Annotated in this window: 27 protein-coding genes; 16 read left to right on the top strand and 11 right to left on the bottom strand. The window is 38.2% G+C overall.

Going from position 1 to position 26,717, the window contains the following annotated elements; all coding sequences use genetic code 11:
• Positions 1–2: 2 nt before the first annotated feature.
• Both EHQ24_RS12380 and EHQ24_RS12375 read right to left on the bottom strand, forming a co-directional pair.
• A complete protein-coding gene (locus EHQ24_RS12380) occupies positions 3–1,082 on the bottom strand; it encodes a glycosyltransferase (protein WP_135601904.1) in 1,080 nt (359 codons plus the stop codon).
• Positions 1,082–1,876: an MlaD family protein gene (locus EHQ24_RS12375; protein WP_135601903.1), complete on the bottom strand. Its 795-nt coding sequence runs from the start codon at positions 1,874–1,876 to the stop codon at positions 1,082–1,084. The genes EHQ24_RS12380 and EHQ24_RS12375 overlap by 1 nt, the downstream gene beginning before the upstream one ends.
• Positions 1,877–1,928: 52 nt before the next feature.
• Between EHQ24_RS12375 and EHQ24_RS12370 the strand changes: the two genes are divergently transcribed.
• From EHQ24_RS12370 to EHQ24_RS12355, 4 genes are read left to right on the top strand one after another with little or no spacing between them, the layout of a single operon-like run.
• A complete protein-coding gene (locus EHQ24_RS12370; RefSeq protein ID WP_135601902.1) occupies positions 1,929–2,927 on the top strand; it encodes a zinc-binding dehydrogenase in 999 nt (332 codons plus the stop codon).
• The gene (locus EHQ24_RS12365; RefSeq protein WP_135601901.1) at positions 2,917–3,447 is read left to right on the top strand and encodes an LEA/WHy family protein; all 531 of its coding nucleotides are present in this window, start codon (positions 2,917–2,919) and stop codon (positions 3,445–3,447) included. Before EHQ24_RS12370 ends, EHQ24_RS12365 begins: the two co-directional genes overlap by 11 nt.
• Complete coding sequence (locus tag EHQ24_RS12360) at positions 3,444–3,755, top strand: LIC13255 family lipoprotein (RefSeq protein ID WP_135601900.1); 312 nt, start codon at positions 3,444–3,446, stop codon at positions 3,753–3,755. Before EHQ24_RS12365 ends, EHQ24_RS12360 begins: the two co-directional genes overlap by 4 nt.
• Positions 3,756–3,757: 2 nt before the next feature.
• A complete protein-coding gene (locus EHQ24_RS12355) occupies positions 3,758–4,267 on the top strand; it encodes a hypothetical protein (RefSeq protein WP_135601899.1) in 510 nt (169 codons plus the stop codon).
• 10 nt (positions 4,268–4,277) lie between these two features.
• Here the strand turns inward: EHQ24_RS12355 and EHQ24_RS12350 are convergent, their stop codons facing one another.
• Complete coding sequence (locus EHQ24_RS12350; RefSeq protein WP_135601898.1) at positions 4,278–5,210, bottom strand: acyl-CoA desaturase; 933 nt, start codon at positions 5,208–5,210, stop codon at positions 4,278–4,280.
• A gap of 104 nt (positions 5,211–5,314) precedes the next feature.
• On the opposite strand from EHQ24_RS12350, the gene EHQ24_RS12345 reads away from it, so the two are divergent.
• The 5 genes from EHQ24_RS12345 to EHQ24_RS12325 are packed head-to-tail and all read left to right on the top strand — an operon-like array spanning position 5,315 to position 11,738.
• The gene (locus EHQ24_RS12345) at positions 5,315–6,529 is read left to right on the top strand and encodes an aspartate kinase (protein ID WP_135601897.1); all 1,215 of its coding nucleotides are present in this window, start codon (positions 5,315–5,317) and stop codon (positions 6,527–6,529) included.
• A gap of 12 nt (positions 6,530–6,541) precedes the next feature.
• Positions 6,542–7,594, top strand: coding sequence for a putative peptidyl-prolyl cis-trans isomerase (locus EHQ24_RS12340; protein WP_135601896.1), 1,053 nt, complete (start codon positions 6,542–6,544; stop codon positions 7,592–7,594).
• Positions 7,594–9,144 (top strand): spiro-SPASM protein, encoded by a 1,551-nt coding sequence (locus EHQ24_RS12335; RefSeq protein ID WP_135601895.1) that lies wholly within the window; start codon positions 7,594–7,596, stop codon positions 9,142–9,144. The genes EHQ24_RS12340 and EHQ24_RS12335 overlap by 1 nt, the downstream gene beginning before the upstream one ends.
• On the top strand, positions 9,119–10,735 hold the full coding sequence (locus EHQ24_RS12330) for a cytidylyltransferase domain-containing protein (RefSeq protein WP_135601894.1): 1,617 nt from the start codon (positions 9,119–9,121) through the stop codon (positions 10,733–10,735). Before EHQ24_RS12335 ends, EHQ24_RS12330 begins: the two co-directional genes overlap by 26 nt.
• The gene (locus tag EHQ24_RS12325; RefSeq protein ID WP_135601893.1) at positions 10,725–11,738 is read left to right on the top strand and encodes a tetratricopeptide repeat protein; all 1,014 of its coding nucleotides are present in this window, start codon (positions 10,725–10,727) and stop codon (positions 11,736–11,738) included. The genes EHQ24_RS12330 and EHQ24_RS12325 overlap by 11 nt, the downstream gene beginning before the upstream one ends.
• A gap of 1 nt (position 11,739) precedes the next feature.
• Here the strand turns inward: EHQ24_RS12325 and EHQ24_RS12320 are convergent, their stop codons facing one another.
• Genes EHQ24_RS12320 through EHQ24_RS12310 form a run of 3 tightly spaced genes read right to left on the bottom strand, consistent with a single transcriptional unit; the run spans position 11,740 to position 14,110 of the window.
• Complete coding sequence (locus tag EHQ24_RS12320) at positions 11,740–12,411, bottom strand: response regulator transcription factor (protein ID WP_100789490.1); 672 nt, start codon at positions 12,409–12,411, stop codon at positions 11,740–11,742.
• A gap of 11 nt (positions 12,412–12,422) precedes the next feature.
• On the bottom strand, positions 12,423–13,820 hold the full coding sequence (locus tag EHQ24_RS12315; protein ID WP_135601892.1) for an NAD(P)(+) transhydrogenase (Re/Si-specific) subunit beta: 1,398 nt from the start codon (positions 13,818–13,820) through the stop codon (positions 12,423–12,425).
• Positions 13,820–14,110, bottom strand: coding sequence for an NAD(P) transhydrogenase subunit alpha part 2 (locus EHQ24_RS12310; RefSeq protein ID WP_039937055.1), 291 nt, complete (start codon positions 14,108–14,110; stop codon positions 13,820–13,822). The genes EHQ24_RS12315 and EHQ24_RS12310 overlap by 1 nt, the downstream gene beginning before the upstream one ends.
• Positions 14,111–14,717: 607 nt before the next feature.
• Here EHQ24_RS12310 and EHQ24_RS12305 point away from each other — a divergent pair.
• The 5 genes from EHQ24_RS12305 to EHQ24_RS12285 all read left to right on the top strand — a co-directional run bounded on the left by EHQ24_RS12305 (position 14,718) and on the right by EHQ24_RS12285 (position 19,323).
• A complete protein-coding gene (locus EHQ24_RS12305; protein ID WP_135601891.1) occupies positions 14,718–15,431 on the top strand; it encodes a DUF1554 domain-containing protein in 714 nt (237 codons plus the stop codon).
• A 207-nt stretch (positions 15,432–15,638) separates the two neighbouring features.
• The gene (locus tag EHQ24_RS12300; protein WP_244310411.1) at positions 15,639–16,310 is read left to right on the top strand and encodes a DUF1554 domain-containing protein; all 672 of its coding nucleotides are present in this window, start codon (positions 15,639–15,641) and stop codon (positions 16,308–16,310) included.
• Between the two features lie 91 nt (positions 16,311–16,401).
• Positions 16,402–18,099: a hypothetical protein gene (locus EHQ24_RS12295; RefSeq protein WP_135601890.1), complete on the top strand. Its 1,698-nt coding sequence runs from the start codon at positions 16,402–16,404 to the stop codon at positions 18,097–18,099.
• Between the two features lie 57 nt (positions 18,100–18,156).
• On the top strand, positions 18,157–18,606 hold the full coding sequence (locus EHQ24_RS12290) for an Rrf2 family transcriptional regulator (protein ID WP_135601889.1): 450 nt from the start codon (positions 18,157–18,159) through the stop codon (positions 18,604–18,606).
• 69 nt (positions 18,607–18,675) lie between these two features.
• Positions 18,676–19,323: an NAD(P)-dependent oxidoreductase gene (locus EHQ24_RS12285; protein ID WP_135601888.1), complete on the top strand. Its 648-nt coding sequence runs from the start codon at positions 18,676–18,678 to the stop codon at positions 19,321–19,323.
• A 71-nt stretch (positions 19,324–19,394) separates the two neighbouring features.
• On the opposite strand, the gene EHQ24_RS12280 is transcribed toward EHQ24_RS12285, so the two are convergent.
• Genes EHQ24_RS12280 through purF form a run of 5 tightly spaced genes read right to left on the bottom strand, consistent with a single transcriptional unit; the run spans position 19,395 to position 24,815 of the window.
• Positions 19,395–20,801, bottom strand: a complete 1,407-nt coding sequence (locus EHQ24_RS12280; RefSeq protein ID WP_135601887.1) for an SBBP repeat-containing protein — start codon at positions 20,799–20,801, stop codon at positions 19,395–19,397.
• Between the two features lie 24 nt (positions 20,802–20,825).
• Positions 20,826–22,241 (bottom strand): SBBP repeat-containing protein, encoded by a 1,416-nt coding sequence (locus EHQ24_RS12275; RefSeq protein WP_244310410.1) that lies wholly within the window; start codon positions 22,239–22,241, stop codon positions 20,826–20,828.
• A 16-nt stretch (positions 22,242–22,257) separates the two neighbouring features.
• The gene (queC, locus tag EHQ24_RS12270) at positions 22,258–23,013 is read right to left on the bottom strand and encodes a 7-cyano-7-deazaguanine synthase QueC (RefSeq protein WP_135601886.1); all 756 of its coding nucleotides are present in this window, start codon (positions 23,011–23,013) and stop codon (positions 22,258–22,260) included.
• Positions 23,014–23,016: 3 nt separating this feature from the next.
• A complete protein-coding gene (gene queD, locus EHQ24_RS12265; RefSeq protein ID WP_135601885.1) occupies positions 23,017–23,388 on the bottom strand; it encodes a 6-carboxytetrahydropterin synthase QueD in 372 nt (123 codons plus the stop codon).
• Positions 23,388–24,815, bottom strand: coding sequence for an amidophosphoribosyltransferase (purF, locus tag EHQ24_RS12260; RefSeq protein ID WP_135601884.1), 1,428 nt, complete (start codon positions 24,813–24,815; stop codon positions 23,388–23,390). The genes queD and purF overlap by 1 nt, the downstream gene beginning before the upstream one ends.
• 41 nt (positions 24,816–24,856) lie before the next feature.
• Here purF and EHQ24_RS12255 point away from each other — a divergent pair, with 41 nt between their 5' ends.
• Positions 24,857–26,077: a ribonuclease D gene (locus EHQ24_RS12255; protein ID WP_135601883.1), complete on the top strand. Its 1,221-nt coding sequence runs from the start codon at positions 24,857–24,859 to the stop codon at positions 26,075–26,077.
• On the top strand, positions 26,077–26,697 hold the full coding sequence (locus tag EHQ24_RS12250) for an NUDIX hydrolase (RefSeq protein ID WP_135601882.1): 621 nt from the start codon (positions 26,077–26,079) through the stop codon (positions 26,695–26,697). The genes EHQ24_RS12255 and EHQ24_RS12250 overlap by 1 nt, the downstream gene beginning before the upstream one ends.
• The last annotated feature ends 20 nt before the right edge of the window (positions 26,698–26,717 follow it).

Raw genomic sequence — 26,717 nt, 5'->3', positions numbered from 1 at the left:
TTCTATTTATGTCTATCGACTACCTTTCGAATTTCGCTCACGAATTTTTCTTCCGTAAATCGATTGATGGAATTTTGGAAATCACCGCGTTTGAAATGGATCTTTTCCGCCCTTTGGATGGCCTCATTTAAGGATTTTACCGTCTGTTCTTTAAAAAATACCCCGGTTCTGTCCTCTTTGACCGACTCGAGAGCTCCCCCCTTCCCGTAGGCGATGACAGGAGTGGCGTAGGCTTGCGATTCGACAGGGGTGATTCCGAAGTCTTCCATCCCTGGAAAAATAAACCCACGAGCTTTTTTGTAGAGTTCGACCACTTCGTTGCGAGGAAGTCCCTTTTTCCAAAGGATGTTTTTGGGAAGATTTTTGACGAGTTTTCCTTCTTCTTGGCCCCCACCCACAAGGATGAGGGGTTTTCCATTTTCGCGAAAGGCTTCTATGGCGAGATCAATTTTTTTATAAGGAGCAAAGGCCGAAACCATCAAGTAATAGTCATCTTTCGAAACATCATGAACCCGGAAGTCTTGGGGCAAACAGGGCGGATACACAATTTTATAATCACGACGATAATATTTTTGAATCCTACGTCCCACAAAATGCGAGTTACATGTAAAATAATCCACTCGGTTGGCAGAAGCCGCATCCCATGTGCGAAGGTAATTAGCAATGGCTTGTAATAGAAAAAATTTTAAACCTTTTCGACCAGGAAAATAATCGTAATACATATCCCAAACATAACGCATGGGGCTATGGATATAACTTAAATGGAAAGTATCGGGATGAGGGATGACACCTTTGGCCACACAATGGGATGAACTAATCACCACATCATAACCTTTTAGATCCAAAGATTCAATCGCAGTGGGAAATACTGGTAAATAGTAACGGTAGTATTTTTCTTTGAAAGGAAGATTGTTTGTGAAAGCGGTTGTGATCTTTCTATTTTCAATCCTATCGTTTAATTTTCCTTTGGAATAAAAAAGAGTAAATAAATCCGCGTCTGGAAATGCTTTTAATAAACTATCTAGTACGAGTTCTCCACCGCGCATACCGGTGAGCCAATCATGTATAATTGCAACTTTCATTATTCTTGTGGTCCAATCCTTCTTCCCGTAATTGGCGTTGTACGTCCGTAATACGATGCTGTAATTAAAAATGGAATGGGCATGGTGTTTTCTAAATTTCTAGAACTTTCCATATAACGCCGTCCTTCTTTTCCAATGGTTTCTGCGTCCTTTACAGTCGCAAGAAGTTCATCATACATTTCTGTACTTCCAATTAATTTGGGAATTGTACCTTCTGTATGATTTAATTTATCGGAGATGGATCGAAAATCCAATGTGATTTGTCTGAGATCTGCACGATTTTCTTCCATTGTCACGGAAGTTGCTTTGAAAAAATCATCAAAATACCGAGCAGAGGGCAAATAGTCAGGTGTTTTTTCTCCGTCGCGAAACGTTGGTTTGAAAAAGGAACGTTTCCCATCCGAACTACCTGGATTGATATTAATAATCCTTCCAGAAAACAAAGTCACAGTTTGAAAATCAACCTCATAATTATCCCAAAGAGTTAAGGGGTCTTCCAAAGCAATGTGGAGTTCAATCGCATGATCCATGTTATGGTCAAGGAATCGGCGATCAGGTACATCGATGAGTGGTCTTGAATCAATATGAGCCACATACCCCTTAGGGACTCCTAAAATCCGAACTTCGGTTCCTTCTTTAATTCCATCCACACGAGAATAAAATAAAGATAATCGGTAAGGATTTTTTTTGGCTGGGCGATCCGTTTCTACGACAGTTGCAAAAAAAGCAAAGACCAAAATAGAAAAAAAAATGATGCCTGTAAGGGATTCCTTCGATAACTTTTTTGGTTTCACAGCAGACTTAAAATTCTTCCTTCCAAAGAAAGAGTTGGCAAGCAGATTTTAAATGACTGAATGGGACGAGATGAAAGCAGTCACCATCCTCAAATACGACGAATCCGAACCTCAATTGGAACTCCGTGAAAAAGAAATTCCAACTCCCAAAGATAACGAAGTAAGGATCAAAATCCACCTTTCTCCGATCAATCCATCTGATCTAATGTTCATTCGCGGACTGTATGGGTTCAAAAAAAAAGCTCCTGTCTCAGCTGGGTTTGAAGCCAGCGGAATCGTCGATGCCGTGGGAAGTGCCATTAAAACTTTAAAAGTGGGAATGAACGTATCCTGCGTGGCTCCTCAAAACGACGGATCTTGGGCAGAATATATGATCACCACAGAAGACAACTGTTTACCGTTAGTTGATGGAGTGAGTCTAGACGAAGGATCCAGTTTTTTTGTAAACCCAATGACTGCTTGGGCGATGGTATCCAAATGTTCCAAAGAAGGTCATCCAGCCATGATCCAAACCGCAGCGGCCAGTGCCCTTGGTAAAATGGTAGTTCGACTTTGTAAAGAACGTGGAATCCCCTTAATCAATGTTGTGCGAAAGAAAGAACAAGAAGACAGTCTTTTAGAAATTGGAGCAGAAAATATTCTAAACTCCACTTCTCCCAACTACCAAAAAGATTTATTCAAAATTTCCAAAAAACTAAATGCAACGTATGCGATCGATGCAGTGGCAGGGGAAACGGCACAATCCCTAGTCGAATGTATGCCTTACGGATCGAAAGTGGTTTGTTACGGAGCACTCTCCGAAAAACCATTTTCTGTAAATTCTGGAATCATTTTGTTCCAAAACAAAAAAGTGGAAGGCTTTTGGTTGTCTTCTTGGATTTATGAAATTGGATTAGAAGAATTTCAAAAACAAGCCAAAGAAGCACAAAAATTTCTTAAAACTGTATTCCAAACAAAGATCAACAAACGATTTAAGTTTGAAGACTACAAAGAAGGTTTGGAATTTTACAAACAACATATGACCGAAGGGAAGGTAGTATTTGGTCCGTAGATATTTATTTTTATTCTCAGTTCTATTTTCCTTTGTTTTCACTCATTGTCTCAGTGATACAAAAAAGAATTTAGAAAGCCTTAAAGCGTGTAAATTTGATTTGGTGGATGTTCGTGTAGATCTCAAACCAAATCCAAATTTTCCTTTAATCCCTTTAGTAGATTTGTATCCACAAGTTTCCGTAACCAATCCAAACAACACCAAGGTAAGTATTTACCAATTTGATTTGGAGATAGAACTCCTCACCCCGAATGGAAAAGAATATATCGGCAAACTCCAAAACGAGACACCTCTTGAAGTGGATCCAAATTCCGAGTCGCTTGTGGTTCTAAAACTGGTACCCGACCAAAAAGGATCCATCCTTCCCAAACTTCTTTCGTTAGCAAAACAACTGTCAGATGCAGCAAGACGAGGAGAAGATGCCGAATTCGAAATTTACGGAACCGTACAAGTGGATAGTGCTTTTGGAAAACTTCCTATCCCTGTCAGGGAAGTCTCTCGGATCAAACTTAAAAAATGAATTTTAATTTTCTAAGGGTAGTGGGTCTGCCGATTCTCTGTTTTGGTTTATCGTTCCAATGCATTCAAAACAGAGACGATTTGTTTTATTCTGCTTTTGAGGCAAACCAAAAGACCTTTGAAACTTATGCCATGAAAAACTCCGCTTGTGGCAAAGAAAAACTTCCAGGTAGACTTTTTATCAGCAGAGTCAAAATTGATGACCTAAAACTATGTTTTCGCGCAATTGAACTGATCGATTGTATCACATGGAATACAGAAGGATACATTCCGGATACTTGTAAAGTCATTGGTACTAGTTTTCGATAGATATGTGGCGTTATTTATTCGATTTATCGACTTCTGAAATTTTTCTATTCGCATCACTGGCGTTTGCTGGTATTTTTCTATTATTATTTGGCAAACTCAGAAAAAAAGAAAGTCCCTTGGGTTCAAAGTCAAAACAAAGTTCTGGATCAGAAGATCCAACAAATTCGGGTTTGGGTAAGTCCAAAAAAGATTCCAAACAATCAAAAGATAACAATCTAAAGGTGATGGAAGTATTCGATTACAATGGAACAAAAATCCTCCACCAAGATGGAGCTTATACAGTGAACGACCAAGGTGTGGTTACCAATTATATGAATTGGAATCTCCTTCCCTCTAAATACCAAAAAATGGTAAAAGAATTGGATAATAGATCTTTAGGTGAAAAAGGAGAGGATTATTTTTTAGAAATGATCAACGGATTCTATTATGTTTCCCTGCCGGGAGGGAAAAAAAAGAAATACGACTCCATCCAAAGTATCCCGGCAGACATAAGAAAACGATTAGGAGTATAAGAACTCCAATCTAGATAGACAATACTTCTACTTTGTTTTTTATTTTAGAAGTTTGTTTAGATTCTTTTAATACTCGTTTCCTTTCCTTTTGTTCTCGGTCACGAAGAAGTCCTTCCTCAATCACTTTTTTCGGTGGTTTTTTTAGATCCCAAACAATTCCAAACCAACTGAGTACTTTTAAAACATAATAGGAAACATCCACTTCGTACCAATAGAACCCTTGGTTGACCGACGAACAGTAGTAATGATGGTTGTTATGCCAACCTTCCCCCATTGTGAGAAGTGCCAGCCATAAATTGTTTTTACTTGTGTCTCTTGAATCATACCTGACCGAACCATATACGTGCGAAAGGGAATTGATGGTCCAAGTAGCATGTCCTAGAAAAAAAGTAGAAACGGCATACCCATAAACAAGCCAAGCCCACCCACCCACTAGATACAGTAAGATAGCATAAGAAAGTGGCGCGATCCAATGGTGACGATCTAAAAACCTGAGTTCTGGATATTTGTAAAAATCCGGGATTAATTTGGCTTCATAATCATTGTAATCGTTTCTCAAAAACCAAAACATATGAGAATACCAAAACCCTTTTCGACTAGGGGAATGGATGTCCTTTTCTGTATCTGAAAATTTATGGTGGTTTCTATGGTGTGCTGCCCACCAGAGTGGACCTTTCTGCATGGACATCGCACCAATCCAAGCCAAAACAAATTGGAAAACCCTGGATGTTTTGAAGGAAGCATGGGAAAAATAACGATGGTAGGCGGCTGTGATTCCAAACATCCGAAGGAAGTAAGATGCGATGGCAAGCCCAACGAGTGACCATTCAAAAGGAACAGTGAAAACAGTTAGAACAGTGGCCTGAACCATAAAAAATAAAATCAGGAAGAGTAAGGGAGCCTGTTCTTTGACAACTGGCTCAACGGTGGTAGAAGAATTCATACAAATAAACCTATACCTATTGGAGTCCCCAATTTATGTTTGGTTGCAAAAAAATTCATTCTACTTGATTCCCGATTTGCCTGTAGCACCCTGTCCATATACCCATGTCATCGAAAATCGTTGTCCAAAAATACGGTGGAACCTCCGTTGGTGACACCACTAAAATCCAAAATGTGGCCAAACGCATCAAACGTTACCACGACGAAGGCCAAAAAGTTGCCGTTGTTGTTTCTGCAATGGGACATACTACCGACGAACTTGTAGACTTGGCTGACCAAATTTCAAAAAATCCTCCCAAACGAGAAATGGATATGTTACTCTCGACGGGTGAACAAGTGTCGATTGCTCTACTTGCCATTGCTTTAAATGAAATTGGAGTGCCTGCCCAATCCTTTACCGGTTCCCAATTAAAAATTTTAACCGATGGAAACTTCTCAAACGGAAAAATCGAAATGATCGACCGTTCTCGAATTGATGAAGCATTTAACAAGAACAAGGTGGTAATTGTTGCGGGTTTCCAAGGAATTGATAAGGACGAAAATATCGTAACTCTTGGCCGAGGAGGAAGTGATACTTCCGCTGTGGCTCTTGCTGCTGCCCTTGGTGCTGATGAATGTGAAATTTATACAGACGTTGACGGTGTTTACACTGCTGACCCAAGAAAAATTCCAACCGCAAAGATGCACAAACAAATCACTTACGAAGAAATGTTAGAACTCGCAAGCCTTGGTGCTGGAGTCCTTCACTCTCGAAGTGTTGAATTAGGTATGAACTATAACGTGGTCATCCACGTACGATCCAGTTTCCACGACAAACCGGGAACTTTAGTGATGAGTGAGGACAAAATTATGGAAAAAATGAAAGTGAGCGGTGTGACTGCCAAAGGTGACCAAGCTCGAGTAACGATTGCCGATGTAAAAGACAAACCAGGAATTGCTGCGGAGTTATTCACTCAATTGGCAAACAAAGATGTAATCGTGGATGTCATTGTTCAATCCTCTCCTAGAGATGGAATCAATACAATTTCTTTCACCATTGCTAAAAAAGACATTGCTGCCGCAAAACCAATCATTGATGCCTATGCGAAAGACCATGGAAATGGAAAAGCAGAAATCGATGAAAATATTTCGATTGTGTCCGCAGTTGGCGTGGGAATGAAATCTCATGTAGGTGTGGCCGCTAAGATGTTCCAATCTCTCGCGGAAAAAAACATCAATATTGAAATGATTTCTACATCGGAGATTAAAATTTCCTGCGTCATCAAACAAAACCAAGCAGAAGATGCAGTAAAGGCTTTACATACCACGTTCATCGGATAAATTTACGACCGTATGCAAAAAGGATCACGAATGTCTCGATTTCTCGTTTTGTTTTTTGCTACGGTTTTATCCTTTAGCCTTATTTTCACCCCTAACGTTAGTTTATATTCCTACGAATCCTTAAATGCAGTTCTAGCCATTGTTGGTCCTAAATCCATTTCCAGTTTGGATTATGAAGAAGGTGTGGAACGTTATAAAAACTTATCCCGTTTTTTTCCGAACTATCGCAAAAAGGGATCTCTTCATTCTCAGGTAATTGATTTTTTAATTGATCGAGCCGTGGTGGACAATGCTGCTGATGAAGAATCCATTCAGGTAAATGAAAAACGAATCGAAGCCGAAATCCAAAAAAGGATGGAAGCCCAAGGGATCAGTGACTTAGAACAATTTAAGAAGTCCGTCCAAAATCAATTCAATTTACCTTATGATATTTGGTTAGAAGATTTACCTTACCAAATCAAGAAAGGCCAACTTTTACAAATCAAGGTGAGTCCTCCACTACCTTCAGAACAAGAAGTTCAATCATGGTATAACAAAAACAAGGCGAAGGTGGGATCAGAGTTTCGATTTCGCGAAATCGTTCTTTCTCCAGCGAATGCATCCATTGACGAAGAAACAAGAGTGTTCAATGAACTCACTGAAATTCGGAATAAATCATTAAAAGATCCGTCTTTCTTTAAACTTGTAGCTTCTGGCCCAAGAAATGAATCTCGTTATCGGTTGAATGGGGGTCTCGTTAATTGGATTCCCACCTTTGAATTATACAAAACCCAACCAATCACTGCTTCTGTATTAACACAAGTAGGTGGGCCTGGAAAAATTTCTGAAGTTTTTAGAGATGATCGTAAACGTTACTGTATCGTTTTTATTGAAGGAATGAGACCAACACCACTGGATGCAGTGAGAAAAGGGATTCAAGGGTTTTTGTTTCGAGAAAAAGAACAAACTTCTTTTGAAGAGTGGGTCTCAAACACACGCAAAAATACATCTATATCTATCTTTGATCCCATCTATATCAAAGAACACAATATAAGTAACCCAGAAGAAAAATACAACATAGACTAATGATGAACCGAAAGGACTATAACCCAAGTTTTGCGGTAGTTTATTTGGACTCCCCTTCCATTCAGTTTCTAAATTTGAATTTTAGAATAGAACTCTGGGAAGAATTTGTGAATCGACTCTCCTTAGTATTTCCAAAAATACCCGTTCATATCAACCTTGATTCCAATCTTTCAAAAAAACTAGGTTCCACTTCCTTAGGAAACCGACTGACAATCCATGAAGATATCTCTAAAGAATATGAATTTTTACTTAAGTTAGGAAAACTTTTACCAGAATCTCAGTTCAAAGATCCTGATTGGGACGAAGTCTGTTTTCTTTATTTTACTGGAATTTCCCCACTTTTAGATGCTGATCTCACAGAAAAAGCTTGGGAACGTCATAAAAACTTTTTTAGCCAATATTCTTATTCTGAAAATTTACCACCGGGTCTTACTCCTACCATCATCACTCGCGAATTTTTAACCTCTTTACCCGATACATTATCCACAGACATTCACTCGTTTTTTCTAAAAAACATCAACCAATATGATGTAGATATTTTTTATAAGGCACCTGACCTTCGCCAACTTCGTTTGGACTTTCGGTTGGCATCCATTCGTTCCTTAACTCTCATCCAAGGTTTGTTACAAGTGGGTGAAAGTTTAAACTATGATAACCTACTTTCCAAATTAAAAGAAAAACCTGAGTTATTTCGCAGTGCCCCATCTTATTTGGAATGGGAAATTTATAAAGGTTGTGAACTTAAATGTACATTTTGTCCGCGTGAATTTGCCGATTTGTCTAACGACGGAAGTTTTGTTTCTTTGGAAGAAGTAAAAAATACCATCACAAAACTAAATACAGAACTTACCTCTCCCATTACAATCAGTCTTTCTGGAAATGGAGAACCACTCCTCCATCCTGAATTTAAAAACGTTGTTTTAGAAATTCTAAAACTAAATTTACTAAATGAACTCATCGTTGAAACAGCATTATATACAAATACCGATTCATTACTCACAGTTATTGGTACTTTAGATCCTTCTCTAAAAGAAAAAATTTGTATCATTGCCAATGTCACTAGTTTGAAACCTGATGTTTACAAATCATTATATGGAAAATCAGAACTAGAAAAAGTTCTTAGCACTATAGACAAACTTTCACAAATACTTCCAAACAAATCATTACACGTTCAGATGATCAAAATGAAAGAAGTGGAAGAAGAAATTGATCCTTATTTTACCCACTTTGAGAAAAAAGGAATCAACATCATCTTACAGAAATATAATACTTTTGCAAACAAACTCCCCGAACGTCGAGTGAGTGATTTAACTCCCATTCACCGGGATTTTTGTTGGCATTTGGTTCGTGATTTGTCTCTTTCTGTTGATGGAACGATTTCCATTTGCAAACAAACCCAAACAGAAATTGTTGGAAATTTATACAAAGAATCTTTAACGGATATTTGGCGAAAAGGTTTAGACTTTTTTAAACATAGTTTTAATGGAGAACACGGAAAAATTCCAGCTCCTTGTTTGCATTGTGATGAGTGGTATACTTTCAACGCGTGATTGTTTTGCCTTTATCCAGGCAAGACTAGGATCCACAAGGTTTCCAAAAAAAATCTTAAAATCCATTCCAGAAAATTCAAATACAACTGTCCTTGATCATATCCACAATCGACTCTCCACTATTTTTCCTAAAGAACAGATTGTATTTTTAGTTCCCGAAAGTGATACCGAACTTATAAAATTTTTACAAAACAGAAACTACCAATACTTCATAGGATCAGAAACTGATGTTCGGGATCGGTTTCGAAAAGCATGCCTTCATTTTCATGCCAAACATATCTTTCGATTAACAGGCGATAACCCATTTGTTGATTTAGAATCCATACGATATTTGTATGAAGCCATTACGTATATTTCTGATTCCTATTATAGCCTTTCGATGGTGGGTCTCCCCTTAGGGATGGGAGTGGAATGTTTTTCTGCAGATTCTCTTTTGTATGAAACAGAAGGCCCGATTCCCGAAAGATATACGGAACATGTTTCTCTCCATATCAAAGAACATCCAGAAATCCACAAACAAATCCGACTACAAACCCACCACCTAAGCCATCTAACAGATGTTTCACAAAATGCCTTGCGAATCACTGTTGATGAACCTAAAGATTATGAGCTTGTTTGTAAATTATGGAAAGAATTGGGACTGAAGGATCCATTTTTTGGAGCCAAAGAAGTCCTCCAATTGGCAAAAGAAAATCCAAAGTTTTTTTTAATCAATGCTTCTGTAGAACAAGTGGTTTTTTCATTACCAAAAGTGGATCGAAATTCCAAAAAAGTTCGGATTGTTTATGCAGAACCTGCTGAATATGGAACTGGACACTTAGAAAGATGTAAGTCTTTGGCTTTATTTTTAGAAATGAAAGGATATGAAGTAGAACTCTCAACAACACCAGACCTTCATTCGAAAGACCTGCCCCTGCCGCATGTCCTCGACATAAGAGAAAATGAATTCCATTTACCTCATGAGTTTTATATTGATAACACCAACCATTTACCAACAAAACCAAATTCTAGTTTTTTTCTGCCAAACCCCATTGCACCAATAACAAATAAAAATCTAATTTCTTATTTTAGTTCTCCTCTTTCTGATTTGGATTGGAACCAAACTACAATTCCAGGTCGAGTTCTTGTTTATGCAGGCAGTCTTGGGGATAAAAATTCAAAACAAATCGATGATTACTTGATCCGTTGTTTGCATTTGGAATCTCCGGACAAAAAAACTAACATTAGTTCCGTGATACGAATTGGAGGAAGTCCACCAATCGATCAAAATATAGAATTTATAGCCAGAGTTTCTTATATTGAATTTTTAAAACAAATTCAATCTTCTGAATTTGTACTCACATATTTTGGACAAACGATGATGGAATCCATAACCAACGGGCAAAAAATTTGTTTGGTAGGCATAACACCTATCCACGAATCCCTAGGTCAATTTGCGGAACAAGAATTAGGAATTCCCTATTTAGGATCTCTTTCTTCTTTAACCGAGAAAAAAAACTTCCCTATAGATTTTCCTCATTCAAAAATAAAATTAGTTCGCGATGCTCATATAAAAATTGTGAAATGGTTAGAATCAATTTATGAAAGCTAAAATTCAAATCCCAATCTTTGTTTTTCTTCTTTTTTTCTCTACCAACATGATTCACTCTGAATCAGAAGATAAAGAAACCATCGAAATCAATGCAAAAATTGAATTAGAAAAGGTCAGTCGAAATATCATCAATGCCCTTCGTTATGGAAGGTTTCTTTTAGCTGATACAGAATGGAAAAAAATCCAATCAGAGGTTTATAAATCTTATCCTGAGTATGATTATTTAAACGGAAGTTTATTGTACTCGCGAATGGAATGGCAAGAAGCCAAAGAAAGTTTAAACAAGGCGCTCAGAAAAGAACCAAACCATGAAGCCGCAAGTTTTTTACTCGGAATGATTTATGCGCAAGAAGACAGTTGGTCCGAAGCAAAAAATACTTGGTTGGAAACCAATCAAATTTCTCCTTATAATCCTTTTTATCATTACAATCTAGGGCTTGCTTATTATATATTGAAAGATTATAACAATGCTATTTTATCTTTAAACAAATCACTTGAATACAAAGCCAACTATAACGAAGCAAAATTAATTTTAGCAAAAACTTACTTAGAACTCAATGAAACAGAGAAAGCCAAAGCAGAACTAGTTACTATTTTAGAACAAGATCCTAAACACCTTCAAGCCTCACATCTCATGGGCCGTGTTGTTTATTCTGCTGAAAAAGATCCAAAAAAAGCTCTTACTTATTTGAAAAATCCAAGGCTTTTGGGATGGAGAGAAAAAAAAGTTTACGCAAGATGTTATTTTGAAATTCGAAAATGGCGAGATGCAGAAAACCTACTTCGACCTATCGCATACTCACCGTTTGCTGATGAATATGACCAAAGTTTTTATCTAAATTTACTTTTGAATTTAGGATATGATGAAAGAGCAAACGACTTCTTTCATTTCATCCAAAAACAATCCCAAAACGAATCTAAAATTGCAGAAGCATATAGAATGTTACTCTCTTCCCAAGAAGGAAAAGACTTACTTTATCATTACTTTAAACTTCGTTATTAAATTAAGAAACGACGATATCGGTTTTGGCTTGTGTGTATTTCCATTCCACAGCCACACGAATGAGTTTTTCGTTTTCAGTGATGCTGAGTTTGGATTTGATACGAGAACGTAAAGTTTCAATGGTAGAAGGAGCAAGTCCCATATTGGCTGCAATTTCTTTGACTGGCATACCTTCTCCAATCATAAGAAACACTTCCAATTCGCGGTTAGACAACCTGTCGATAGGATCTTTTTCATCTTTTTGAGAAGCTCTGTAGAGATGCCCAAGCAGTCGGGTAGCTTGAGAGGAACTTACAAAATAATCACCTTTGAGAACTGTATGAATGGCTTCTACAATTTGAGTGGTAGTATCTTCTTTAAAGACATACCCCATAGCACCAAGTTTAAAAGCACGATCTACAAAAGTATCATCCGTCAACATACTGATGATGATGACGGCGATATTTGGAAAAGTTGTTCTAAGACGTTTGAGTAACTGCAATCCGTTTTGGTTTTGTTTGAGTTGGATATCTATCAAAACCAGCGTTGGTTGCAGTTGTTCTATATCGTTAAATGCCTTTTCAATATTATCCGCACTCCCGATGCACTCTAAATCTTCTGATTTAGCGATTAAGTTTTGTAGTGCATCTACTACAAGTGGGTGGTCATCAACGATATAGACTTGTTTCTTCATATTTTCCGGCTCTAAGATTCTTTTAAAGCTGCGATCATCTCTTGAGTTGCTTTTTTACCATCACCAAACAACATCAAACAGTTGTCAGCAATGAAGAGTGGGTTAGGCACACCAGCAAATCCTGGACTAAGCGAACGTTTGATCACAACCACTGTTTTTGCATTTCCAACATCCAAAATCGGCATACCAGCAATTGGTGATTTTGGATCTGTTTTTGCAAGTGGGTTCGTTACGTCATTCGCACCATTAACGATCACAACATCAACATTTTCGAAAGTACTATTGATCTCGTCCATCTCTTTCAATCGATCATAAGGAATATCTGCTTCTGCAAGTAATACGTTCATATGACCAGGCATACGACCTGCTACTGGATGGATTGCAAATGTGACATCTATATTACGTGCAGTTAATAATTGGTATAAATCGCGAACAGTATGTTGTGCCTGCGCTACAGCCATACCATAACCAGGGACAATCACTACACTTCGTGCGACATCTAACAACATTGCTACTTCTTCCGCACTGGTTGATTTCACTTTACCTGAGTAAAAATCGCCATCATCTTTCATTTCTGTAGCGACAGCCCCGAATCCACCAAAAAGCACATTTGTCAAACTGCGATTCATCGCTTTACACATGATTTGTGTTAGAATGATTCCAGAGGCACCAACAAGAGAACCTGAGATAATTAGAACATTATTATTAAGTACAAATCCTGTTGCTGATGCTGCAATTCCCGAATAGGAGTTGAGAAGAGAGATCACAACCGGCATGTCGGCTCCACCAATCGGGATCACGAGGAATACCCCAAGAAGTAAACTCACACCACTTAAGATCCAATAAATGGATTCGTCCGTTGGCTCTAAACATCCATACACACCAAGGCCGATTGCAGTAAGACCAACAAGAATTTTGACTAGTTGGTCACCTGGGTAACGAACTGCTTTTTCTGTAATAAAACCTTGTAACTTACCAAAGGCGATAAAACTTCCAGAGAAAGTGATCCCACCAACGATGGCAGAGAAAACTATGGAAACAATCTCTTGGTAGTTGACTGCTGTGACATACTTTGGAATGGAAAGTTGTAAAGCTGCACCAGCAACAAATACAGAAGCAATACCACCAAAACCATTCAGCACCGCGACAAGTTGTGGCATCGCAGTCATTTGGATTTTGATTGCAAGGATGATACCAACAACAGACCCAATGAGAACTCCCACAAGGATCCAATCATAAGTTAAAATGGCTTGGTCAAATAGTGTTGCTACAACTGCAATGAGCATACCCAAGGCACCGAGTAAGTTTCCTCGGGTTGCCGTTTTTGGGTGAGCCAATTGTTTGATTCCAACAATAAAGAGGATGGAAGCAACAAGGTAAGAAAGGTTAAGAATGCTAACTAATTCCATTATTTAGGTGTATCCTTTTTCTTAAACATTCCAAGCATCCTGTGAGTGACGAGAAACCCACCCACTACGTTGATCGTAGCAAAAATTACCGAGAGAAGACCCAAAATTTTGGTGATATTACTCTCTTGGATTCCGGCAGCATAGAGGGCACCGATTAAGGTAATGCCGGAAATGGCGTTGGAACCCGACATAAGTGGGGTGTGGAGGATGGGAGGGATTTTTGTGATGATTTCAAATCCCACGAAGATCGCTAGAACGAAAATCGTGACGGCTGTAACAAATATTTCCATAAACTAGTAGTAGTTATGGAAAAAATGGCCATTTTGGAAACAAAATTTTCAGGAAATTTACCCAAACTAGGGCCTGATCCTAGCCTAGAATGGCCTTTCCAGAGAAATGATAACGAATCTGAGATCAAAAAATAGAATCGGAACAGCAGTTTTAGCAGAAGTAAACGAAAGATTTCCACTTTAGAGTCAGGCAAAACGGAGATATGACTCAAATGACCTCTAACCAAACTTAAAATTAAGTTAGTAATTAAACAAGAGTTTCCAGTTAAAGAAAATATCAGCTTTAAAACACCACCAAACATATGCTATCCGTCACTAACAAAACACGCTCAACCGTTATATCAAAGTTAGTTGGTCATATTAAAACTTCCTTAAGGATAGATTTCACTCTTGTAACATAGATTTGTCGATATTTTCATAAAATTGTAGCGCTCTTCATGAAAAAAATAAACCATTCGGGAACAAAACCTTACACTGTACTTTTTCCAAATTTGTGCCCTTTGAAAAAAATGACTGTGGATTTCCCTAAATAAATTGACTCGATCTCCAAAAGAGCCGACGCTAGCCGAGTAACTTCGGGTCAAAACCCTAAACATGGAGAACTTATTTGCGAAATTTAAGAAACCTACCAAATGCTTTTTTTAGTGTAAATTTAATCATTGTTAGCTTAATTAGCTTCACACTCGTTTCTTGTGAACCAGGAAATACTAACAACGACACAACGACTGCCGGTGCTCTTGCACTCGTGGCAAATAACAGTTCTACTTCTAGTAGTTCAACATCATCCTCATGTGTAACAACTGGAACTTGTAAAATATTTATCGCCACTCCAACAGCTCCTAACAATGCAGGTATTTCTGGCTTTGATACGCACTGTAACAATTCGCCAAATAAACCATCAGGTAGCTATGTCTATAAAGCCTTGATATCAGATGGAATAAAAAGAAGGGCCTGTTCTACTGCAAATTGCTCAGGTGGAACTTCAGAACATATCGATTGGGTTCTCAAACCAAACCAACAATACAAAAGAAAAGATGGAACCACAACCATCGGGACTACAAATGCCAATGGTATTTTTGTAACTTCACTGACCAATGTAATTGATCCAGATGTGATTGATGGATATACTGATAATGTTTTCACAGGTGTAAATGCAAACTGGACACCTGGTGATGATTGTTCTGATTGGACAGGATCTGGTGATACGATGACAGGAGCCTATCTTTATTCTGATATCCGAGCTTTTGCAGAAATGTCAAGAGGTTGTAGTGCTATGATTAATCAAGTCTTTAGAGGGAAAGCAATCTGCGTGGAACAATAGAATTCAGAAACAATGGAATTATGAAGAAACGTTCGCAGAACAATAGTTTTTGTAAACGATAAACAAAAACTTTTTTATCGAACAAATGAATATTATAACCATGAGGACAAATCCAAAGTGCCACAATGGGTATAATGATCAACAAGGAGATCTATTTTGAAATTTTTAAGTAACATACCAACCTCAAATCTTAACATTAAGTTAATCTTGATTAGCTTAATTAGCTTCACACTCGTTTCTTGTGAAACAAATAACACTGACAATACGATCGCAGCCAGTGTACTTGCACTCGTTGCAAATAACAGTTCTACTTCTAGTAGTTCAACATCATCTTGTTCCACAACAGGAACTTGTAAAATATTCATTACAAATTCAACGGCTCCTGTTAATGCAGGTGTTTCTGGCATTGATGCGCACTGTAATAATGCTACAAACAAACCTTCAGGTGGAGGGACTTACAAAGCTATGGTAAGTGATGGAACTTCCAGAACAGCATGTACTTCAGCAAATTGCACTACTGGTGGGACTTCTGAACATATCGATTGGGTTCTCAAACCAAACCAACAATACAAAAGAAATGATGGAACTACAGTGATTGGAACCACTAATGCAAATGGTCTTTTTCCTATTCCATTTACCAATTCAATGGAACCAAATTTACTAAATGCTAATAATTATGTGATTACAGGAATCAATGCCGACTGGATCAATAGTCTTGATTGTGATAATTGGACTACAATAGGAACTGCAACTTTAGCACCAAATGGGCTCTTTGGAAGACATCAAAATACGAATGCTCAGGCTTTTGCGTTTGCTACCTCATCATGTTATGACCTAGTAAATAACTATAATGCGAAAGCCATTTGTGTTGAACAATAAGCTTTTTTCTATTTCTCAAACGCCAACGATTTGTTAGCTTTTTGTTTTGACAAAACCTTGGGAACCACTAACCTCCTTGGTGGTTCCTTACATGAAATTCTTCTATATATTCCTCATTTTCTTTTTCAATTGCCAAATCAGTTGGTACCACACTCGAGTTTCTCCAAACCAGAGCGCAGAACTTCCCCTCTCTGAAGCACCGAAATTGGGTGGAGATTTTGGTACTTCTTGTTTTGTTTCGATAGTAAAATTTCAAGAAGTCGGTTCGCCAGAAGAAAACTCACCAGCAAATATACAAGCAATTGACTCTCAATTCATTGAAAATATCCGAACCAACTTAAATTTAAAAAATACAAATACTAGGCATATCAAACATATTTATGGAATTCCCAATTCTTGGCCCCATATCAAGGAACTAGAATCGTTTCGTACAAATAAATCCTTTGATCGGTTCAAATTAATTCATAACATCAGCACAGAACCCCACCACAAAAAAACACTTCTTAAGTATGCGGAAATGGCTGACGCTGATACTTATTTCCACACTACAAAAGATTCTTTATTGTTATTACAAGAAATTGAAAACTGCGATACCTACTACCACTTATATTATTCAAAAAGAGAAAAAGATAATTATAATGTAATTTTATGTTTAATTTCTCTTGGGATCATTCCCAGCGTAAATTATGAAAATCATTATTTTACAGTTTATAAACGAACTGCTTTAGAAATCAAACCATCTCTCACTACTTATAAATTTGGATATCGGAGGCTAATCACATGGCTTTTGTTACCAACATTTAATTTTTTTAATGATGTAGAAAACTATAACAAAGACTATCGATTCTTTGATCACACAAGAGATCAATTTTTAGCTGCCTTAGAAAACAAAAACAGCCAACCGCTGCCAATCAAACGCCTGAATCCAGTTTATGGTGATGTTCTCGGGGGGACTTATTCATCCGATTCTGATTTATTCAAAACAGAAATCCCTGTCGATAAACGTTTTGCGGTCATACGAGATGGGAAAAAAAATGTAAGTTTTTTTGATCCTATTCATGGTTTGTTTAAAATACAAGCCATCAATGTGAATCAAAAAATTCATTCTGATATCATCACAGATGGAATTGAAAAAACTCTAAAAACTTTTATTAATTCTAATCTCATAGATAAAATCAAAAAAAATTATCCTAAATCAGGAATCATTCATGAAATCTATTCCCCAGAATATAGAGATGGAACCTATACTTTTACCTTAGAAATTGCAAAACCAGATTTGGAAAAAGACCAGTTTAAAAAAGAATATTATGTTTTTTCCTGTTTCAAATCCCAAAGTCAAATTTATATTCTATCCAGAAGCCTACCAAACGAAACCAATTCGGAGAACTTACAAAAGTTAGCTGAATCTAACATCATTGATTTTTATTCACAAGTTACTTTTAAATCAAAGTATATAGAACCCAAACCTGTTGATTTGGATGTAGCCTCGGCAGATGAAAAAAAACAATCAGGAGATGACGAAGAAGAGGATGATGACGAGGAAGATGAGGAAGAACTTGCTGGCGGAGGTGGAAGTGGTGGAGAAACAGGAGCCATTGACCTTGGTGGTTTGTTTTCTCTCTTAAAAGAAAGAGCTTACATTCCTAAAGGGAAATTGGATATCAAACCAGGGCGTTTCAAATTCAATAATGCCAGATTCAATGCACCAAAATTCAATTCAGGATCCAAATTCCATTTCAAACCGAGTCGAACCAAAAACTTTTCGAGTCCCGCCAAATGGAGAAAATAGGAAATTAAGACTTGCCAGAAATGGAAGATGTAACTTTTATGGTTACAAGTAGTCTATATGTCAATCCCGAGTAGATATTCTGTTGCCATTCATATTTTAACCATTTTGGAAATGGACGGCGAAGCCTCTTCAGAAGAAATTGCAGGATCTGTAGGTACGAATCCTGCCATCATACGTTTGTTACTCGGAAAACTAAAAAAAGCTGGAATCATCAATGCACGCCGAGGAATCAAAGGTTCTTCTTTGTCAAAACCTGCTAAGGAAATCAATTTACTCGATATCTACAAAGCCACGGAGAAAGAAGAAAATTTGTTTCTTGTACATGAACATCCAAATCCCAATTGTCCCATTGGAAAAAACATCCAATCGGCCCTCACAGGAATTTTAGATGAGGCTCAAAAAGCTATGGAAACTAAACTTTCAAAATACAATTTATCGGACGTTAGTTCAGAAATTCGTCAAAGGACAGAATCAAAAAAATCTAAACCTATTCAAAAACATGCTTAGGAACTAAAATTTTTTTACTATAAGATGTAATAATGCAAGTTACAACAAAACAACAAAGGAGAAGAAAAAATGAAAATTACATTAATTGGAGCAACAGGGTTTATCGGAAGTAAAACCTTGGAAGAAAGTTTAAACAAAGGATACCAAGTGACGGCTGTTTTGCGTGATCCTTCTAAGTTAAAAACGGAACACAAAAATTTAACAAAAGTGCAAGGGGACATTTTTGATACCGATGGTTTGGCAAAAATCATTTCGGGTTCTGACGCTGTGTTAGATTCTTATAACCCAGGTTGGACAGATCCAAATATCCGAGAGAACATGATCAATGGATCTTTATCTATTCTTAATGCTACTAAAAAGGCTGGTGTGAAAAGGATCATTGTTATGGGTGGAGCCGGGTCTTTAGAAGTGCAACCTGGAGTGCAACTCATTGACACTCCGAATTTTCCTAAAGAATATTTTGGTGGTGCAGATGGTGCAAGGCAGATATTAAACCACTTACGTTCAGAAAACGATTTGGAATGGACTTTCCTTTCTCCTTCTGCCGTCATTGAACCAGAAGGGCCGAAAACGGGAAATTATCGTGTTTCCAAAGAATCTCTTCTTGTTGATAACAATGGACAAAGCCATATCTCCCTTGCCGATTTAGTAAAAGCTTTTGTCGATGAACTAGAAGAAAGAAAACATATAAAACAAAGGTTTACAGTCGGATATTAGTTCGATTCATCTGAAAGATACAATTCGTAACTCTGAACCTTATATGGTTACGGATTGTATTTTGTTAGTTTTCATTGATACTTCATTAAAAAAGCATCAGTTGTGCCTAGTTTGACCTGACCATCAATACTTCCATCAGTAAATCCAGAAAAATAAATGGTTCCATATCGATCGGCTGATATCCCTCTTCCGTAGAGAGTCGATCCACTATTGCCTGTTGTTTTAGTCCAAATCAAATTTCCGTTTCCATCGTATTTGGAAAGGTAGGCATCTTGCACACCAATGAGTGTGTTGCCGTTTAGATTACCTGTCGTATAACCCGTAGTATAAACATGGAAAGCATTGTCTGCATAAACTTGAATTCCATTGGTGTTTGATGTTCCGCCACCATTCAACAATCGTGTCCAAATTTTCTCACCGGATACACTAAATTTTGTGAGAGCTTGAACCGTATTTCCATCTTTAGATTGGCCATCTAAATTCCCGCTAGTATCTCCTACCAGATAAACAGAACCTTTTTTATCCAAGGACATTCCCACGATGTTAGTCGTTGCACTTGTTAATCCCAAATAGCGCGACCATTTCATTACACCATTTGTGTCTAAAGAAAATAAAAAAGAATCAGATACTCCTCCCGGTAACGTTGTACCTAAAAAGGAACCAGAACCTCCCACAATCCCTGTTACGAATAGATGATTAGACACCGGATCAAATTGAATTTGGTGTCCATAAGCTGTAAAACCTACCTGACCAATCAACCTTGTCCAAATTAAATCACCATTTCTGTTATATTTAATAATGATGACATTACGAGAATTACCTGCTGTTTCACCATTAACTACTTGCGTTTCAGTGTTACCCGTAATATAAACGTTTCCTTCATTATCGGATGTGATACCTGATCCTAATGTTTCATCGCCAGTCGGAAAAATTCTTGTCCATAATACGATTCCGGAAGGATGCATTTTAATCACAAGACTGCCTCCACCACTTGCTGGAAGTTCATTGAAAGGGCCATTGGAACTTCCAACAATATATAGATCTCCAAAAACATCGATATGAATCAGTTCTGCATATGTTGAAGAAGCCACTGGGCTACCCATCTGTTTCAACCGAGAAACATTTCCTTCTCGATCAAATTGTGATAGAAAAATATCCACATAATCGGAATCAGGTGATATTTTTTGCTGATTCATTAGAGATCCGGTTGTTGTACCAAGTTGATAAATATATCTATTTCTTTCAGCAGCATTGGATAGGGAATATGTATTGATCCCACCGGATTGGCCAAGTAACCTTGTCCATTGTTTGATCCCTTGATTGTCTTGTGGGATTTCGAAGCATTCTTTATCTTCCAAAAAACAACGAAGTAATTGTGTTTCTAAAAAAGCTTTTGTGTTTCCATCAGAAGGGTTGTTAAAAGGTAATGCTTTGCATTGATATACAACCAAAATGATAAGTAGGATAAATGATCGCATTTTAAACTAAATTTTCACTATAATTTATTTATATTGAATGACAAAAGCATCTTTTGTCCCTGTTTTTGTTTGTGCGTCCAAATTTCCAGTAGTTCCTCCGGTTAAGTAAATCGTACCATATCGATCGGAAGATAAAGCCGTTCCATCTAAAGTTACCAAACTGCTTCCGGATAACCTTGTCCATTCCAGATTTCCATTAAAATGATACTTCGATAGATAGGCGTCCTGAGTTCCATTCAATGTCACTCCCGAAAGATTCCCTGTAGTCCAACCTGTTGTATACACATTCCCTGCATTGTCAGCATAAATGCCTCTGGAAGTAGTTGTTGTACCCGTACCGGCACCTCTTAACTTCGTCCATTCTCTGTTTCCCTTACTATCAAATTTGACTATCAGCTCACCAACCGAACCAGAAAAACTTTCTCCATCGTAACCCGCACTAACATCACCAGCAATATAAAAGAATCCTCTTTTGTCTGCAGAAACACCTCTGATCCATAAATTGACACCAGTTTTACCCAAAATCTTCGCCCATTGGTAATAACCATCTGGATGAAATCCTAAAACAAAACTATCTTGGCTACCAGAAAGAGTTTGATCAAAAAAAGTTCCCGAGCCAATCACATGGCCCACGACGTAAATTTGGTTTGTAGAAGGATCATAGGTTGCTTTGACTCCATACATATCAATGCCATATCCACCTAACAAACGTTTCCATAATATGGAACCAGACTTGTTGTATTTGAAAACAAACAAGTTATAATTACCAGAGGCATTCTCATCATCAATATTTGTTAATTCCGTATGCCCTGTAATATAAATATTTCCTTGTAAATCGGAAGTGATCCCCACTCCCGCAATTAGTTGAGTTGCATTTGCGTAAAAGATTTTTGACCAGAGTAATTCCCCTGCACTAGAGAATTTGATCAATAAAGATCCAAAATCAGTAGATGAATATCCAACAAAGGCACCAACCGTTGACCCTGTTAAAATGACATCACCAAAAGTATCTACATGTATCGACTGAATATCGGAATGATAATTGCCTACAGAGCCCATCTGCCGAATCCACAGTCGATTCCCATTAGGATCGTACTTTGCTAAAAAAAGATCCGTATACAATCCATTAGCCATTTTTGTTTGCCCAGGAAGGGCTCCGGTTACTTTGCCAGCGATATAATTATTACCTTCGAAATCGGTAGCCGATGCAAAGGAATTCGTTGTTATTCCGGAAGTACCACCTAACAGTCTTGTCCATTGTTTGATACCTTGGTTTTGTTGTTTGATCTCAAAACAAGGAACAAGTTGGTTCAAACAAGTCCATATAGCAGTTTCTAAATATGCTTTTGAATTTGAATCTGATGGATTATTGAGATTACTTTGTTTACATTGAAAAGTAAGAAGAAGTATAATTAAAAATAAAAGTATTCGAATTCTCATGGAACCCTTCTAAGTTTTATTGGCTTTGTATGGCCGGATCTAAAATCCCAGCCTCTAAAAATCCTTTCGCCCTTAAAATACATGAATCACACTTACCACAAGGTTTTCCACGCACAGGATCATAACAAGAATGAGTTAGGTGGAGCGGAGCGTCTACCTGGATTCCCAGTTCAATAATTTCTTTTTTGCCCAAATGCAAAAGTGGAGTTTTGATTTGGATGGAATCACCATCGCCGCTCACACCTTTTTTTGTCCCTAAATTTGCCATCTTTTGGAAGGATTCGATAAACTCCGGACGGCAATCCGGGTATCCTGAATAATCCAATGCATTCACTCCAATATAAATAGAATCATAGCCTTGGCCTTCTGCGAGTGACAATGCAAACGATAGAAATAAAATATTACGCCCTGGGACATAAGTATTCGGAATTTCTTTTTCATTACCACTAAACAAGAATTTTGCGTTCTTTCTCACTTTGATTTTTTTTTCGGTGAGAGAACTTCCTAAAAAAAATCCAGGATCCAATTTTTGGATCACATGTTTGATTCCGAGAGTTTTTGCGATTTTTTTACTTTTGATCAGTTCAATTTTATGTTTTTGGGAATAATCGAAAGATAAAGCGAGTATTGGTAATTTTTTGTTTTTGGGATAACCAAATTCTTTGGCTGCAACATAAAGACAAGTCGTTGAATCGAGTCCGCCTGACAGAAGTACAACGGCGCCTTTTTTTTCAGATTTGGATTTAGGAGAGGAATCCTTAACGGAAACCATTTATTATTTCGGCCCTCTGTACACACAAGAGCTAGTGCAAGTTTCGTAGAGAGTGATTTTATCGAGCAGTGGCAATTTTGGTTTGAGTTGGTTCCAAAGCCAAACGGCAATGTTTTCGCTCGTAGGATTTTCTAAACCTGGAACATCATTCAAAACATAATGATCCAAATGTTCGTCTAAGATTGGTTTTACGATAGATTTTAATTCACCGAAATCCATGATCCAACCTGTATGCGGATCAATTTCTCCTTTGAGATACACAGCAAAACGAAAGCTATGGCCATGCATTCTTTTGCATTTATGGCCTTCGGGAACATTTGGTAAAAAATGTGCGGCTTCAAAACCAAAGGTTTTGGAAAGTTCAAGTTCTTCCATTACTCTTCCGTCGCGTATTCCGTAAAGAGTGACTTTTGGTTTCCCGCATGGTCTTGGAATTCCACCGGGTAATTGGATGTGAAACAAGCATCACAAAATCCACCACCCTTATGGCCTTCCACTGCTTTGTGCATTGTATCCAATGTTAAATAAGCAAGGGAATCCACACGTAGATACTTTTGGATTTCATCAATGCTATGAGTGGATGCAATCAATTCTTTGTGAGTAGGAATATCGATTCCGTAGTAACATGGTGAAACCGTTGGTGGTGCGGAAACTCTAAAGTGGATTTCTTTGGCACCAGCGTTACGAATCATTTTGATGATTTTACGGCTTGTCGTTCCCCGCATCACCGAGTCGTCAATGATGACCACGCGTTTTCCGTTCACTACTTCTTTCACTACATTGTATTTGATTTTGGCTCCAAAGTCCCGAATCTTTTGGTCCGGTTCAATGAAGGTTCGACCAATATAATGAGAACGCACTAGACCACTTTGGTAAGGAATCCCCGACTCTTCACTGTAACCAAGGGCCGCAATGTTTGCGGAATCCGGTACAGGGATGATCACGTCGGCTTCGACTGGCATAACACGCGCCAGCTGGCGACCGAGGGATTTTCTTACTTTGTAAACTGATTCTTCAAAAATATAAGAATCAGGTCTTGCGAAGTAGATATATTCAAAAATACAAAGGCTTGGTTTAGCTTTTGGGAATGGATAAAGAGAACGCATTCCGGTATGATCGATGACAACCATCTCTCCCGGTTCCACATCTCTTACATATTCTGTTTCTGTGATATCAAAAGCACAGGTTTCCGAAGCAAATACAATGGCTCCATCCGAACGTTTCCCCATCACCAGTGGTCGGAAACCGTTGGGATCACGCACCGCAATTAAGTATCTCGGAGTTAAAACTAACAGAGAGTAGGCACCGCGAACTTGTGCTAAAGATTCACAGAGTGCTTCTAACAAATCTGTTTTATGGCTTTTCGCCATTAAGTGGACAATGACTTCGGAATCGATGGTGGTTTGGAAGATCGATCCGTCTCTTTCGAGCTTATTTCGAATGTCCCAGGAGTTCACTAGGTTTCCATTATGGGCAAGAGCCACCGGACCTAAGTGGGATTCCACGCGGATGGGCTGAGCATTTCTAAGAAAACTCGCTCCCGTTGTGGAATACCGGTTGTGACCAATGGCCGCATCCCCAATGAGCTCTTTGATCTTCGGTTGAGTGAAGATATTTGCCACGAGACCCATGTTGGCATACCGGTATAAGTGAGATCCATCGGTTGTGACGATCCCACTGGACTCCTGGCCTCGGTGTTGCATTGAGTACAAACCTAGGTAGGTAAAATTAGCAGCTTCCTTGCTATTGTAGATGCCGAAAATGGCACATTCTTCTTTTGGTTTGTCAGATTGGAGAATCATTGTTAGAATGACAATTGCAGTATTTCCAAAATCCCAATTAGATGCAAATCAATTCCAACTATATTCTCGTTGATACAGCAAAAGCTTTGGATTTAGCTCTGATCAATCTCAGACAGTCCAAAATCATGTCAATCGACACCGAGTCCTCCGGTTATTACACGTACTATCCCAAAGTTTGCCTCATCCAGATCAATTCTAATGGCAAAAATTACCTGATTGACCCACTAAAGATCACAAATTTGTCAGCTTTGGGTCCTTTATTCGAAGATGAGAACATTCTCAAAATCTTCCACTCGGCACAAGACGACATCAAAGCCTTAAAAAGAGACTTTGGGTTTAAATTTGTGAACACGGCAGATACAATGATCAGTTCTCGTTTGTTGTCATTAGAACAAAGTTCATTGTCACACGTTGTGGAACATTATCATAAAGTCACACTTTCCAAAGTAGAACAAAAGTCTAATTGGGAAATTCGTCCTCTTCAAAAACAACAACTCAAATATGCAGCACTTGATACTGCTTATTTAGAATCCATTTGGTTGAAAATGGAAGAAGAACTCAAACGTAGATCTCTCTACGATGAGGCAAAATCAGAATTTGAATTCATTGCATCCGAAGAGTATGTAGCCAAAGAAGGAGAAGGATTTTCTCTTGGAAAATTTCCTGACATTCTCAATTTCACTCCACTCGAAAGAAGAAAGATTTTAGAACTACTTCGTTATCGTGACGAAAAAGCAAAACGAATCAACAAAGCAAGTTTCCGCGTTTTTAATAATGATCGTTTGTCACAAGCAGTCAAAGGTCATCCGAACGAAGAAAAATGTGTGGAATGGTTTGGCAAAAAAGACGGAACCGAAATTTTCAAACTTTTGACTGCGGAATACAATGATCCGATTGATACTTCTGAACTTTCTAAACGTCATGGCGAAGACCTAAACGAAGACGAAAATCATAAATTCGAAAACGCTAAAAAATGGCGACTCCGTATTATGCGCGCTAGACGAATGGAACATTCCCTTCTTCCTTCGAACAAACAACTCATTGTTATTTTGCGAGCTGCACCAAAAACATTAGAAGAACTAAAAGCCCTCCATGTGTTTTCAGATTGGAAAGTACAAAACTATGGCCCAAGTTTACTTGCTGCCATCCAAGGACTTCCTTTTGATTCGATGATCAACCGTTTGGTGGCGATTCGTTCCAAGGAAGCATTTGTTGCCAAACGTAGGAAAAAACAAAACCAAAACTCGAAAGACGAAGGTTGATGTTACCTTACCAGTCCTTTGTAGATAAACTTTCAAGGGACTTCGATGAGATTCCAGACACAACAGAAGTCAAATCAGGTGTGATCTTTCCACTTTTTGGATCCAAAGAATTTGCGGAAGGGATCATCCTAACGGAACGAGCCAAACATCTAAAATCACACCCCGGCCAAATTTCTTTTCCGGGTGGAGTCAAAGAAAAAGAAGATTCCAATCTTTTGGTCACGGCCCTTCGGGAATGGGAAGAAGAGATGGGTGTCCAAAGTTCTACTTTAAATGTTCTTGGAAAACTAGAAGGGCTCCATACAAGAACTGGTTTTCATATCACCCCGTTTTTAGCCACTTATGAAGGTGATTTTACCTTCCCACACAACAAAGAAGAAGTCGACCGAGTCCTCCTCGTTCGTTTTTCTGATCTTTGGACAAAACCGTTTTACGCCATCCAAATCCCTGGCCGGGAACATTTTGCTTATTATTTTGATTTAGGGGATGGCCTGCTTTGGGGAGCCACCTGCGAAATGATTTTGCGATTCCTACGGGCGCATTCTTCTTTTGACAGAACTCCCCTTCTCGTGAAACCAAACCTAGTGGTTCCGCCGTTTTTAGATCCCAAATCCCTCTAAGGTCAATTCCCGTTTTCGCC

The organism is Leptospira noumeaensis (assembly GCF_004770765.1).
Lineage (GTDB): Bacteria > Spirochaetota > Leptospiria > Leptospirales > Leptospiraceae > Leptospira_A > Leptospira_A noumeaensis.
The sequence above is the reverse complement of the archived record's forward strand: the minus strand, read 5'-3'. Positions and strand labels throughout refer to the sequence as shown.